Here is a 14,140-nt window from a genome sequence, read left to right on the forward strand (position 1 = left end):
AGAATAATAGGTATCCAAGCATTTTAAAAGAGGAAAACCTTGCCTTTTTATTTCGATTGGTACATTCTGTAGCAAAGAACGATGTTCGAAAATATTGTATACTTGAAAAACAACATTAAGTCCTGCCAACTTGCTTTCTATTTCTATGCATTTTGTGCACCCAGGTATGACAAAAAGTATATTCACATATTCTGGAGTCTTTATTGAAGAAAAGGGGGATTTAATCATGGATAAATTGACGCTCCTTTCGCAAATAAACCTATTTGATGAACTGCCGATGAAAGATATTAAAATAATTGATAAAAACAGCACAATGACACCTGTGAAAAAAGGTACGCAAATTTTAATACCTGAACAGCCGCTAGATGTATTGTTTTTTCTAAAAAAAGGGCAGGTTCGTTTGTATCGAATGACTTCACAAGGAAAACAATTCACTACTGATATCTTAATCGATGGCAATGTCTTTGGTGAAACGGAATCTTTTATGCTGACAGATAAAGAAACGTACGCCGAAGCTATGACTAACTGCTATTTGTGCACGATGAACAAAGCTAAGTTTGAAGCCTTTATAAAAGCTACTCCCGAAGTATCGTTTAAGCTCATCCAAATTTTATCGAATCAATTAAAAGAAACACATGATATAAGTGAAAAAATAGCATTGGGAGATATTCGATTTCGCACACTTTTTCTATTATTAAAAATGAGTGAAAAAAGTGGTAAACGCGAAAAGGAATGGCAAACTATTCATATCAGAATTACGCATGAAGATATTGCCACAATGGTCGGGTCTTCAAGGGAAACCATTTCTCTATTAATGAGTAAATTAAAAAAAGAGGGTTTGCTTAAGAAAAACCTTTTAGGATACTCGATAAAAGCAGATGAAATTAAAAAGATCATTATGGACTAGTTTGTCATAGAAGAATATTGACTGTAACTAACTATTTTTAGGTAAGAAAAAACCTTTCGCAAACTACCCTATATATTGCTAGGTATTTTTTGAAAGGTTTTCATTTTTCTTTATGCATGTTTGTTTACGAGACGGCTGAATACCGCCGCTAAGATTAACGAAAATGCTAAGTGAGTAACTAAACTCATCAATTGATCACTAGCAAACATTTGCCCAAACATTGGACCCATGCCCATCATGATTGGCATGACAAGAAGTGGTCCTACTATCCAAATGATTACACCGTGAATTACCCCTAATATATAGTAACGAGATGAAAAATAGGTCATTGCTCCATACCCAAGGCCGAAAATCCAACTAATCATCATGTGCATAATCCATCCCACAACTAAGCTGTCACTACCAGCCATTGATGCGATTACTGTAATCATCCCCATCATTTGCATGAAAATCCCAAACAGGAAACCTGCAACTGTACTGCCGATTAAAGCAGCCTTCACAATACTCGTATAGTTAGAAACACTGGATGTTTGTTGTGGCATTACCATGTTTCTCACCCCTTCTTTTCTACTAATGTACCTTATCTTTCAAAATAAAAATGTAAGCTAGCTAACAAATTTCTTAATTATAAAATTAAATTGCGATAATATTCACAGTTTTTTTTGACCATATAATTCCCATTTTCTTCAGTGTATAATCTTCTTTAAAAGGAGCCGATTAAAATGAAAAAAGTATCGATATCACTAATAGCAGGTATTTTATTAGGAATAATCGTTACTGCATTATTTTTTGATTATGAAACACCTTGGACAACTTATACGTATTCAGGAACCGATTCGCTAAGCGAGCCAACGATTACTAAAGCGATTGATATCGATTTTCTATTTTATATGACAATTTTTTCTCTAGTTGGTGCAATTTTAGTTTATCTCGTTTGGACTTATGCAGAAAATAAAAGACACGAAAAATTTCTAGCTGAATACCATAAAGGCAAAGAAAGTCGTCGTAATCAATAGGAAGCTGACTCTTTGAAAGGATGCCTACACAATGCTTGAAAACCTATCAGAAACCCCCATCTTCACAGGAATTCCAGAGAGTGATTTAAATGATATTTTTCCTTTATTAAAAGAACGTCAATTCAAGAAAAATCATATGCTGATGTTTGAAAATGATGAAAGTGAAGATATATACATTATCCGATCAGGCAAACTGAAAATTTTCCGATTGCATGAAGACAAAGAAATCGTTCTTAGCTTTGCACTACCAGGCGAAATCCTTGGAGAAGTTGAAGCTTTATCACTCGTTAATTATCGAATTTCTTCAATAGAAGCTTTGGAAAGTGTAGCTGCTTGGCAAATCCGAAAAAAAGATTTTTTAGAACTTGTTGAAAAATATCCAACGATATTGAGAAACGCTTATATGATTCTCGTCGAACGCACGCGCATTTTAAATCGTCTTATCCGATATTTGAGTTTGTATGATGTTCGAACAAAGGTAGCAAATTTACTTATCGATTTTTATTTTAATTTCGGTGAGCAAACAAAAGATAGTTACAAAGTAGATGTGAAAATCAATCAATCGTTGCTCGCAACGATGCTTGGCATTACACGAGAATCTATGTCAAAAACTTTAAACGAATTTCAAGAGGAGAAATTAATTGAGATCCGCGAAAAGAATATTTATATTTTAGATATGAAAAAGTTAGAGTCTATTTGCCAGCAAGCAGAAGAAATTCAAATGCTTCGCAAATGGAATAGCTTATAAACAAAGTTATACACGTCCCCTCTCATCACCTTTTTTTGTGAAATAGTTCACAAAAACAAGGTGATTTTGTTTACAGGCGATTTTTAACTTCCGTGCTACTATGTTCTGTATAGTATTAAAAACAAATATGGAGGTTTTACAATGAGTTTTCATCTTGAAGCAAAAGCAGGAGAAATTGCTGAATCTGTGTTATTACCAGGAGATCCTTTACGTGCAAAATACATTGCCGAAAATTTCCTTGAAAATGTCGTTTGCCACAACACTGTTCGTAATATGCTGGGTTATACAGGAACATATAAAGGAAACCGCGTTTCCGTTCAAGGTACCGGAATGGGTATGCCTTCTGCATCAATTTATATTCACGAGTTAATCAACGATTATCACGTTAAAAATCTAGTGCGTATCGGCACATGCGGGGCTATCCAACAGCATGTAAACATCCGTGATATCATTATTGCACAAGCAGCAGCAACTGATTCAGCACTCATTAGAAAAAACTTTCCTGGCGTTGATTTCCCCCAAATTGGAAACTTTGACTTAATAAAGAATGCGTATGACATTGGAACAGCAAAAGGACTGCACCTTCATGTAGGTAATGTATTTTCTTCTGATAGTTTCTACACAGAAGACCAAGAAGAAATGAAGAAATTAAGCAAGCACGGTGTATTAGCTGTTGAAATGGAAACGGCTGCACTTTATTATTTGTCCACTAAATTTGGTGTGAATGGTTTGTCTTTGTTGACGGTTAGCGATCATATCCTAACTGGTGAACAAACCACATCTGAAGAACGACAAACGACTTTCAATGATATGGTAGAAGTAGCATTAGAAACAGTCGAAAAATAAATGTATTGACAAGAAGAGTGAGGCTGCTAATTTTATGATAAAAGTAATCAAAGGGACAGCTTTTTCGAGTCTAACCAAACAAGATGTTGAGATATTAGAAAATCATCTTTTCTGTATTAATGATGAAGGCTTTATTGCTCGACGTATTTCTCCAAATGAAGCTGATTACGAGACCGTTATCCGGCAAGCTCAAAAGAACGCAAACTTTCTTGAACTTACGCAAGGTCAATACTTACTTCCTGGATTTGTCGATCTTCATATTCATGCACCTCAATGGGCGCAAACTGGTACCGCACTTGATTTACCGCTCTATGAATGGCTTAATACGTATACATTTCCACTAGAAGCAAAGTTCTCGGATATTAGTTTTGCAAAAAAGACATACAGTCACCTAGTCGATACCCTGCTAGCAAATGGTACGACTACCGCTTTATATTTTGCGACGATTCACGAAGAAGCGAGTTATTTACTCGCTGAAATTTGTGCTAAAAAAGGGCAACGCGGTCTTGTTGGTAAAGTTGTGATGGACGAACCTTCTCAAAATCCAGAATTTTACCGAGATCAGAGTTTAGATGAGGCGTTAGCCGGAACAGAGCGGTTTATTAAACGTGTACAACTATTAAATAACACAACCAAACAAGGTGTATATCCAGTTGTAACACCGCGATTTGTACCGAGTTGTACAACTGAAGCATTATCGGGCTTAGGTAAAATTGCGGCACAGTATGACGTACATATTACCTCTCATTGCAGCGAAAGTGATTGGGCACATGACCACGTAAAAGAACGTTTCGGTATAAACGATGCGCAAGTATTGGATGGTTTTGGTTTATTGACTGAAAAAGCGATCATGGCGCACTCTAATTTTCTAAGCGATGATGATGCCGAAACCTATCTTCGACAAGGCACTGCCATAGCTCACTGCCCTATTTCCAACGCTTATTTTGCAAATAGCGTTATTCCTATCAAACATTTTTCTGAAATGGGTGTGGAAATAGCACTTGGTACTGACTTATCAGCAGGCTACGACCCTAGCATTTACTCTGCTATTCGTCAGGCGGTTATTTCTTCACGAATGCTAGAAGATGGGGTCGATACGTCTAAACAAGCAAGTGAACGCGGTCGAGCTAATTCCCGCATTACGGTGAATGAAGCATTTTATTTTGCGACAGCGGGTGGTGGAGAAAGCATTAGTCTGCCAGTTGGTCGATTAGCGGAAACTTATGCTTTTGATGCACAGATTATTGATACGCAAATTACTGACGCATCTATGCCCATTTTTGATGGCTTTAATTCACTTGAAGATATTTTCCAAAAAATATTATATATGACACAGCGTCATAATATCGTTGCAGTTTTTGTACAAGGCGAGCAACTTAAATAAACGTCAAAAACCTTCTGACCGATAGAGCTCAGAAGGTTTTTATTATAAACTAATTAGTTGTCTGCTATGGAACTATTACATTGATCTTTTTTAGATTTAAATAATCTCTTCTAGTTTGATAAATTCCTACGCCAATTAAAACAAGTGATAGGAGTATTTTTACTTCAAATATTAGTTGCGATGTTAAAAATAGCAGGATGATAAGCAGGACTGTAAAAAAGTTAAACAACACCGTTCTTCTAAACTTCCCTTTCGTCTCTAACTTATTATAAGAAAAGTGCATTACCTTTCCGCCTCTGCAAAAAAATAAAAAATAAACTACTTTCGTAAAGAAATGATTTTCTCTACCACCGTTTCAGCAGAATGTAGTGCGCCTTCAAGATGGCCACTAAATTGTGCGTTTGTTTCTGTTCCGGCGAATAGTAACTTTTCATGCCATATGCCAGAAGTCGGCGGTTGACCGTAGCTTCCGTAATTTTTAAACGGACTCGAGTCTTCGTTCACTGCAGTTTCTGCATCGCTTGACCAGTCTTTATACAGAATAGCTTGCGGCTTTTCAGCTCCGCTACCAAAAAGCTTGATCAATTGATTGGTAACCAATTCAGTGATTTTTTCTTGCCCCATTTGTTGACGTACTTCTGAATTTATCCCAAAAAAGCCGAATAACGCTCCTGCGCCTTCTTGAGGTGAAGCATCGTAGATTTCTTGCAAAGGACCTGCTGAGCTTAGCACAAGACCAGATAGTCCGGACTCTCTCCAAAATGGTCGATCGTAGACTGCAACTGCTTTAGCTTGTGAACCCATCCAGGTTGGTTTTTCTGAAATATCTATCATGAGATCTTCAGGTAAAGCTGGAGAAAATTCTATATGCTTAGCTATAAGTCGGGGCGGCAATGCCAAAATGACTTGAGCAGCACAAAGTTGTTCTGTCTCTCCCTCTTCTTTTACTACTTCAACAACTATCTCACCTGCTTGGTCTAAATAGATTTTTTTAATGCGTGTTTTTAGTTTAATCATAGAGGAAGGGATTTTTAAGGCCACTGCATCAATTAATGATTGCATCCCTCCCTTGATCCGTACGCCTCTTTCATGAACGTTTTCTTGCATTGCACAGCGTTCAGGTGGTTTTCGTTGAAATCGTTCAACAAGTAAATCTCCATCATTTTGTTGAACAAACGTTTCCAAATTTAGATCCTTAACAAAGCTTGCTATCATCGGCTCATATTGTGGCCAAAACCAAGTTGGTCCAAGATCATATCTCCCTAAATTCTCTTGGTTAGGAACAGACTCACTTAATACCCTACCACCTATTCTATCTCTTGCTTCGACTACTTTATATGAAATGCCTTGTTCTTCAAGCAATGAGGCAGCGCGTAATCCGCTCAAACCCGCACCTACAATAATAATTGGTTTCTCCATATATTTACCTCCTACTTTTGATTTCCACTATTCTTTTTTCTATATTTAGTTTAAGCCCGCCTATAATAATACATTACCTTTAATTGCGCGAAGTACCTAGTTATTTATCTTTGTCATTTACTATTCTCTAGTTTCCCATTCAATCTATTACTTAAACTATTCTTATTTTCATATAATTGACAATAGCTATATTCTATGTACACATTGAAACTGATATTTAACAGTTACCAAGAAACGCAAAATAGGAATTTTTATAGTATAGTGGAAGTATATAGATATTATTTTTTAAGAAGGTGTAAACATGTCTAAAACAAATTATAAAGTTATGCTCTGGGATCGAATGGAAAAAGATTTTTTGAAATGGACAAAACAAAAAGAAATTCAAGAGCGAGATGTGTATCGTTTTCTACATACGATGAAGGGCACAGCAGGCACAATTGGTTTACTAGATGTGTCAATTTTTTGCGGAACACAATTAGAGTTTTTTGAGGAGAACAGTGAAATCTTACTGCCAATCGACTCCTTAGAGAATTTAATGTTCTCCTTAAGAAGTTATTTTATTGAAGAAGAAACTGTTGCTGATAGTACAGATCTAACTGTAAAGTTAAAAAAAGACATTCCTACTAACGACTCGTTTGTTTTAGTAATTGATGCCGATGCTGAATTAGCATCTTATATTAAAGAATCATTGCAAGAATATGGAATTCAAGTAATTATTGCGCTAGACGGTAAAAAAGGAATTGAATTATTTTATACATTGCGGCCTCAAATGGTTATTATAGACCTCCAACTGCCGGATGTAGATGGATTTGATTTGGTTTCTAGAATTTACGAACCCGCTAAAAATTTATATGTTCCACTTGCAATTACAAGTACGGAGGATCATATCGAAAATCAAATAAAAGCGATGGAAATAGGTGCTACAGATTTCATTTCTAAACCTTTGAATATGTCTTTATTTGTCCCTTATGTTTTAAATCGTTTACGACATCAAAAAATGATTCTACAAGAAACACTTTTTGACGAATTAACTGGTGCTGGTAATAGAAAATACTTTAATGATGTGCTGGCACAAATGACTACACTGTCAGAGAAAACCAAGAAAACTTTCACACTAGTCCTATTCGATTTGGATCATTTCAAAAAAGTAAACGATAGTTATGGGCATCCTGTAGGGGACGAGGTTTTGCAAGCTTTTAGCCAATTATTATTGAAGATGAAACGAGAGTCGGATTACTTTTTTAGGTATGGAGGCGAAGAGTTTGCGTTAATCCTTCCAGATACTACCGCACATACTGCTATATCTATGGTAGAAGAAATTCGATTAGAGTTTGCTGAAATTCCTTTCACCGATCAATCTAATGAACAATTTCACGTAACATTTTCAGCTGGGATAAGTGAGTATCGTTATAAGCAAGACACATTAGTAACTAAAGCCGATCAAGCTTTGTACCAAGCGAAAAAAAATGGCCGAAATCAGACAATGCTGTTTGAAGTCGCTGATAATGAATTAAGACGTCAACTTAACATTATCATCGTAGATGACGACTCACTTGTACGTAAGCTAATTTCAAAACAATTCTCTGGTTGGAAACCTGATGATTTCGACATAAATATAGAAGAGTTTGCAGATGGTGTTAGTTTTATTGAGTCGGATTGGTACAAGCCAGAGGAAAATTACATGATATTACTTGATGGAGTGATGCCGAAGATGGATGGTTTAGAAGTTTTAAATCATGTACGTGATCAGTATCCAAATGACAACATTGTTATATCAATGCTTACCTCGCGTTCAAATGAATCGGATATTGTTCTTGCATTACGAAGTGGTGCAGATGATTATATTTTGAAACCATTCTATGCACAGGAAGTCGTTGCACGAGTACAACGTCTAACAATGAGGCTGTTTTCATGAACATTTATTTTTTCTGGCTAGTTATTGTAATTTTAGTCCTTGCCCAAATTCTTTTGTTATTAGTTTTGTCTTTACGAAAGCTACTACTAAACAAAAGAGAAAGAACGATCAATCAACAATATGAACTGTTAACTGAATCTTTCAGCTCATATATGTTGGACCCGACCGATGACAGATTTCTTGAAGAAATCAGGACGACTTCTAACCAAACCGTCGTTTTAGAACGTTTATTAAATCATTATGTAGCTGTTACAAGAGGCAGTACCAATTCTCCACAAGTTGCTCAATTATCCGAAAAATATTTAACTAAAATTTATAAAAAAAGGCTTAACCGTAGAGAATGGGCCATACGGATGAATACACTGTATTTTATTGAAGATTTTCATATGAAATCTCTTTCGCCATTGCTTAAAGAAAAGTTACAAAAATCATCTCGACTAGACCAAGAAACACAGCAACTTATTCGAACTTTAACTTCTTTAAATGAACCAATGACTCTATCTGTCTTGGCTCAATATTCGGACGCACCTGTAAGATTGTATATCGACGTATTTAAAAGACTTGAAATGGACATTCAATTAAAAGAGTTAGATGCTGCTTTAAAAAATGAAAAGAATAACAAAGTTCTTAAACATGCTGCTATCTCCTATATTGGAATGATAGGATTAATCGAATTCCTTCCTCGCATAGAGGAAGAATTACAAAGTGATGATGAGGAGTTAAGAATTCAAGCCTTAAAATCAATTCAACACTTACAATATATTTCATCTCCCAATTTGTTAACGCCATTTTTTCATTCTTCTTCATGGCAAGAGAGAATGTTTGCGGCCCGCATAGCTGGAAAGCTTCAATTATCAAGATACCAAGAAGTATTGAGTGAATTGATTGGGGATTCTGTGTGGTGGGTTCGTTATTCATCTGCTGAAGCATTGACTCAGTTTTCCGATGGCGATATTTTACTAAGTCATTTGTCTGAGAATCATCCAGATCGTTATGCACGAGATATGGCTACGCAATGGGAAGCCTCCCTTTTAGGAAGTGACGAATAATGTATACATTTTTCTCGATACTATCTTATTTCATTATTGCTTATTTACTTTTTTCAAGCTTAAGTTATTTAGGTCTTTTTATGCTCGCTTTCCGTAAGGTAAAAAGAGAAAATAATCTTGTTCAACGAGAGTCAACAGAAGGACTTTCAAGAAACCAAAACACATATCCAGTTTCAATTCTTGTTCCAGCTTATAATGAAGAAATTGGTGTTGTTAGCACTGTAAGATCATTGTTGGCGCTTGAGTACCCTCAAAAAGAAGTTATAGTAATCGATGATGGGTCAAAAGATATGACATCTGAACAAATGATAAAAGAATTCAAAATGGTTCAAATCCCATTCGCATTTCGAACGCATATTCCGACTGCCGAAATTATTGCTATTTACCAGTCTTCTATATTCCCCTATATCCGCCTTATTAAAAAGGCAAATGGAGGAAAAGCTGATGCCTTAAATGCGGGGATTAACTTATCTTCTTTCCCTTACTTTTGTGCAATTGATGGGGATTCTATTTTAGAAAGTGATGGATTATATAAAACAATGAAACCAATCATTGAATCCGATGGACAAGTTATTGTCACTGGTGGATCGGTTCGAATCGCAAATGGTTCTACTATCTCAAGGAGTAAGGTTGAAATCATTGACCTTCCTAGACATCCAGTCGTCATTATGCAAATTGTAGAATATTTCCGCGCATTTTTAATTGGTCGGTTAGCGTTAAGTCGGTTAAACATTTTACTTATCGTCTCTGGCGCTTTTGGCGTTTTTAACAAAGAACGTGTCATTCAAGCCGGTGGATATAATAAAAATACAGTTGGCGAAGATATGGAATTGGTAGTCCGGTTACACCGACTACTACGAGAAGAAAAATCCAAGCAAAGAATCGAGTATGTACCGGATCCGGTTTGTTGGACAGAAGCACCTGAGTCGCTAGAAGTACTCAGATCCCAACGTATACGCTGGCAGCGCGGATTATTTGAAACTTTATGGACTCATAGAAAAATGATGTTTAATCCGAAATATGGTGCCGTTGGGATGCTTTCAATGCCTTACTTTCTTTTTATCGAATTGCTTGGAGCAGTATTTGAATTTTTAGGCTACTTCATCATTTTTGGCGGATTTTTCTTCTCACTTGTCGACCCAACTATTGCAGCCATTATGTTTATTGTGACCGTTTTATATGGCTCTCTGATTTCTGCATTAGCGGTTTTATTAGAAGAATTAACTCTCCATAAATATCCGAAAGTATCCCATTTGATACGCCTATACTTTTGGGCTTTAACAGAAGCTTTTTGGTACCGTCCACTTATGATTGTTTGGAGGATCCAAGGAATTTTTGCCGCATTTCGCAAAAAAGCTCATTGGGGTGATATGAAACGTAAAGGTATTTCCAGTTAAGTTAGGAGGCAATTTATAGTGAAAAAAATATTAATAGCGGACGATGAAGATATTTTACGAATTTTGATAGCCGATACGCTCGAAGATGATTTTGAAATCGAGGAAGCTGAAGATGGTAAAGAGGCATTGCAAAAAATTAGAGATAATGATTATGACTTAATAGTTCTCGACTATATGATGCCGCATCTAACCGGATTAGAAGTATTAGAAGAAGTAAGAAAAGATCAAAACTATACAAAAGTTTTAATGTTGACAGCTAAAGCACAAGATACTGATAGAGAAAAAGCTATTTCTACAGGAGCAGACTATTTTATGTCTAAACCATTTAGTCCAATGGAATTATTATCACTAGTTGAAAATATATTGGCATCATAAAAAACGTACAAGTCCTTTGAGGGCTTGTACGTTTTTGGCTTAAAATCATATTTCCGTTTCTTGATAATCTTTCGATGCGTAATAAATAGCACCATCACGATTTTGAGCATCTAGTAATTTTTTCATCACTTTTGATAAATTTGTTGGAGCATAGGGTTTCGTTAAATAATGACTGATTTTATTTATTTTCTGAGCATCCGATGATGGATCCAAAGCTGAAGAAATAACGATTGGTATATCTTTTGTCAACGGGTCTTCTTTCATCATATCGACAAGATCCCAACCACTTAATTCTTCACCTAACATGATATCAACTACCGCCCCAACGAGAGGTGTACGTTTTGCCTCGTTAAAAGCTTCTTTTGGATTTGTATGATAAATTACTTTAAATCCGTTCACTTTCAATTCTTCAGATAGTAACAACGCAAGACTCATATCGTCTTCTACAATCATAACCGGTGGGTTTTCCTCTGCACCTTCATAATTTGTATGTTCATGCGGTTTTGTAACGAGCGGTAATTCAAAGTGAACAGTTGTGCCATGTTCTTCTTTTGATTCTATCCAAATTTTCCCATCATGTTGGAGAATGATTTCCTGACATATTGCAAGACCAAGACCAGTGCCTCCAATTTTACGTCTTGAGCTATTATCAATGCGCTGGAATTTTGAAAATAACTTTGGTATATCTTCGGTAGAAATACCAATTCCCTCATCTTCTATCGTAACTCGTAGGTTGTTCAAATCATTTTTCATAGAAATCGTCACTTTTCCACCTTGAGGAGAAAACTTAATAGCATTACCAATTAAGTTCATCAATACTTGAGCGATACGCTCACGATCTCCCTCTACAATTACGTCTGACGCATCATCAATAAAAACGATTGAATGCATATTTTGAGTACGGAATTTTTCAATCGTTTCAATGATCAACTCATTTACTGGTAATTTATCCATACGATATACTTGATCACCAGATTCCATTCGTTGTAAATCGAGGAAATCATTTATTAAGTTTGTTAAACGTTTTGCTTCTTTATAAATCGTTTTTAAATAACGTTCTTGTTTTTCGGGCTTAAGTTGTTTATTTAACAACAACTCTGTAAACCCAAGAACACTTGATAATGGCGTACGAAGTTCGTGACTTACGGTGCTCACAAGTTCGGACTTCATCTTATCCACTTCATGCTCTCGCGTAATGTCTCGATGAACAAAGATGGTTCCTTTTTTCTCATTTTCAACCATTACCGGTGTACTATATACGTCTATAACACGTTCATAAGGCTCTTTTACGGTGTAACGGAAAGTATTGGCTTCTTTGTCTTTCTCATGAATACAACTGCTTAAAAACTCAAACATCGATTCAGGAGTTGTTGTCTGCTCAGCCATTTGATTTATCCATATTTCTTGAGAAATTGACGCATCAAGTGGTCCGTTTCCGCAGTTCAACATCGTACACATAGTTGCATTATGTTGAACCATATCTCCGTCTTTCGAAATAAATTGAATACCTTCATTGATATTATTGATAATTCGTTCATTCAGCGTACGTTCATGGACAGCGGCATCATATAATTGAATGCGATCGATAGCCAAGTGAATCCGTTTTAAAAGTCCACTAATGTCCAGCTCTTCTTCAGTTGAAAACGTTCTTCCCACACGTGACAAACCAATCAATGCAACACTTTCTTGATTCTCATTTTTTACAGTAGCGTATAAGTCGTGAATATATACGGTTTCTAATGCAAATCCTTTTTCCAGTTGCGCTTCTCTTTTTACTGTGAATGTTTCACATTCTTTTAAGCGAGTTAAAAGATATCCGCTTCGCTCATCTTTTAATTGTTCAAACATTTCAGGTGTAAATCCTTTTAAAGCGTATTCGCCGGATTTTTGTAGCCATAATGCTCCTGTATCAATTTCGTAAGTTTCACTAAAATACTCGAGCGTTGCCTCGATTAGCTTTTGTTTATCTAATGTAAAAGACAAAATGTGATTTAAATCATTATATCGAATCAATCGGTCTTTTGTTTGTTCCGTTTCGACTAACGACTCTCTTAATCTATTTTGCTGTTGCTGCAACTCACTTTTACTCAGCATTAAAGCTTCATTTTGAGAAGTAAGTTTTTCTTGATTTGTTTGAATGGTGTTAATCATATTATAAAAAGTCATAGATAAAATACCAAGCTCATCCGAACGTTTAAGTGGCGTATAGGACAATTCATCACCCTTTACAAACCCCTCTATTGATTCGCGCATTTCTTCTACTGGTTTTACAATATCATTAAGCGCTCTTAAAATAATCCATGCTGTAATAATGAATAAAAGAATAAATAGTGAAATCAAAACAAAAGAAAGGCTTTCAGCTTTCGCTAACATGCTTTCATTTACTTGTTGAAGTGCTAGTCTTATGACAGCTTCGTTTTCATTTGAAAATGCCACAAATTCATTCACTGTTGAATTTGTTCCGCCACTAGATAAATTTCGTAATCCCTCATAATCACCTTCGCGAACTAATGCCACTGCAGCAGGAAATACATCTTCTTCAAATAAGCGAATAAAATTACTAAGTTCAATAATTTGTAATCGTTCTTGTCGCGTTATTGATAGACTATTCATTTTAGTAATCGAATTTTTTAAGATTTCTAATTCTTCGAAAGCCATTTCCAACTCTTGTTCATTTTGAAAAGCATAGAAACCTCTAGTTCTAAAAAATAGCTGGTCTAACGATTGTGAAAGATCTCTAAAAGTTTCTTGCTTCTCTCTTAGTTCTGTATATTCATCTTCTAATATTTGCTGTTGAGCGTTCATATAAAAATAGATCCCAACAATAATTAATGTACAAATAAATACCGATGAAAAAGTTAGCTTCAGATATTTATGTCTAATTCCTTTTTCTTTTGAATTCCGCATTTAGTTCCTCCTTGATGTCTAGCCATTTCTATTTTAATACTTTTTAGAAAAATCATGATTACTTTACGTATAGCAAAATATTTTTCTATCTTTATAGTATACGTTATTAACATTTCAAATAATTACTTTTCAAAAAAGTTTTTTGTAATTTTTTACATAGCAACTCGTCAACTAATC

At 35.5% G+C, this 14,140-nt stretch carries 12 protein-coding genes; 9 read left to right on the forward strand and 3 right to left on the reverse strand.

What is annotated here, in order from left to right; translation table 11 throughout:
- Positions 1-226 precede the first annotated feature (226 nt).
- Positions 227-907: a Crp/Fnr family transcriptional regulator gene (locus PLANO_RS08645; RefSeq protein ID WP_038704066.1), complete on the forward strand. Its 681-nt coding sequence runs from the start codon at positions 227-229 to the stop codon at positions 905-907.
- Positions 908-1,017: 110 nt separating this feature from the next.
- Here PLANO_RS08645 and PLANO_RS08650 read toward each other — a convergent pair whose 3' ends face one another.
- Positions 1,018-1,455, reverse strand: coding sequence for a hypothetical protein (locus tag PLANO_RS08650; protein WP_038704067.1), 438 nt, complete (start codon positions 1,453-1,455; stop codon positions 1,018-1,020).
- A gap of 174 nt (positions 1,456-1,629) precedes the next feature.
- Here PLANO_RS08650 and PLANO_RS08655 point away from each other — a divergent pair, with 174 nt between their 5' ends.
- From PLANO_RS08655 to guaD, 4 genes are all read left to right on the forward strand, one after another.
- A complete protein-coding gene (locus PLANO_RS08655) occupies positions 1,630-1,923 on the forward strand; it encodes a hypothetical protein (protein ID WP_038704068.1) in 294 nt (97 codons plus the stop codon).
- A 31-nt stretch (positions 1,924-1,954) separates the two neighbouring features.
- Entirely contained in the window at positions 1,955-2,671 is a 717-nt protein-coding gene (locus tag PLANO_RS08660; RefSeq protein ID WP_038704069.1) for a Crp/Fnr family transcriptional regulator, read from the forward strand.
- 141 nt (positions 2,672-2,812) lie between these two features.
- On the forward strand, positions 2,813-3,517 hold the full coding sequence (gene deoD / locus PLANO_RS08665; RefSeq protein ID WP_038704070.1) for a purine-nucleoside phosphorylase: 705 nt from the start codon (positions 2,813-2,815) through the stop codon (positions 3,515-3,517).
- A 34-nt stretch (positions 3,518-3,551) separates the two neighbouring features.
- Positions 3,552-4,901 carry a guanine deaminase gene (gene guaD, locus PLANO_RS08670; protein WP_038704071.1) on the forward strand — a complete coding sequence of 450 codons (1,350 nt, stop codon included), beginning with the start codon at positions 3,552-3,554 and terminating at the stop codon, positions 4,899-4,901.
- A 318-nt stretch (positions 4,902-5,219) separates the two neighbouring features.
- Here guaD and PLANO_RS08680 read toward each other — a convergent pair whose 3' ends face one another.
- A complete protein-coding gene (locus PLANO_RS08680) occupies positions 5,220-6,320 on the reverse strand; it encodes a flavin monoamine oxidase family protein (protein ID WP_038704073.1) in 1,101 nt (366 codons plus the stop codon).
- 301 nt (positions 6,321-6,621) lie between these two features.
- On the opposite strand from PLANO_RS08680, the gene PLANO_RS08685 reads away from it, so the two are divergent.
- The 4 genes from PLANO_RS08685 to PLANO_RS08700 are packed head-to-tail and all read left to right on the forward strand — an operon-like array spanning position 6,622 to position 11,056.
- A complete protein-coding gene (locus PLANO_RS08685) occupies positions 6,622-8,235 on the forward strand; it encodes a GGDEF domain-containing response regulator (protein WP_038704074.1) in 1,614 nt (537 codons plus the stop codon).
- Positions 8,232-9,284, forward strand: a complete 1,053-nt coding sequence (locus PLANO_RS08690) for a HEAT repeat domain-containing protein (protein WP_038704075.1) — start codon at positions 8,232-8,234, stop codon at positions 9,282-9,284. The genes PLANO_RS08685 and PLANO_RS08690 overlap by 4 nt, the downstream gene beginning before the upstream one ends.
- A complete protein-coding gene (locus tag PLANO_RS08695) occupies positions 9,284-10,681 on the forward strand; it encodes a glycosyltransferase family 2 protein (RefSeq protein ID WP_038704076.1) in 1,398 nt (465 codons plus the stop codon). Before PLANO_RS08690 ends, PLANO_RS08695 begins: the two co-directional genes overlap by 1 nt.
- Before the next feature lie 18 nt (positions 10,682-10,699).
- Positions 10,700-11,056: a response regulator transcription factor gene (locus PLANO_RS08700; protein ID WP_038704077.1), complete on the forward strand. Its 357-nt coding sequence runs from the start codon at positions 10,700-10,702 to the stop codon at positions 11,054-11,056.
- A 45-nt stretch (positions 11,057-11,101) separates the two neighbouring features.
- On the opposite strand, the gene PLANO_RS08705 is transcribed toward PLANO_RS08700, so the two are convergent.
- Positions 11,102-13,963, reverse strand: a complete 2,862-nt coding sequence (locus PLANO_RS08705; protein WP_038704078.1) for an ATP-binding protein — start codon at positions 13,961-13,963, stop codon at positions 11,102-11,104.
- Between the last annotated feature and the right edge of the window lie 177 nt (positions 13,964-14,140).

Origin of the sequence: Planococcus sp. PAMC 21323 (assembly GCF_000785555.1) — a bacterium.
Taxonomy (GTDB): Bacteria; Bacillota; Bacilli; order Bacillales_A; family Planococcaceae; genus Planococcus.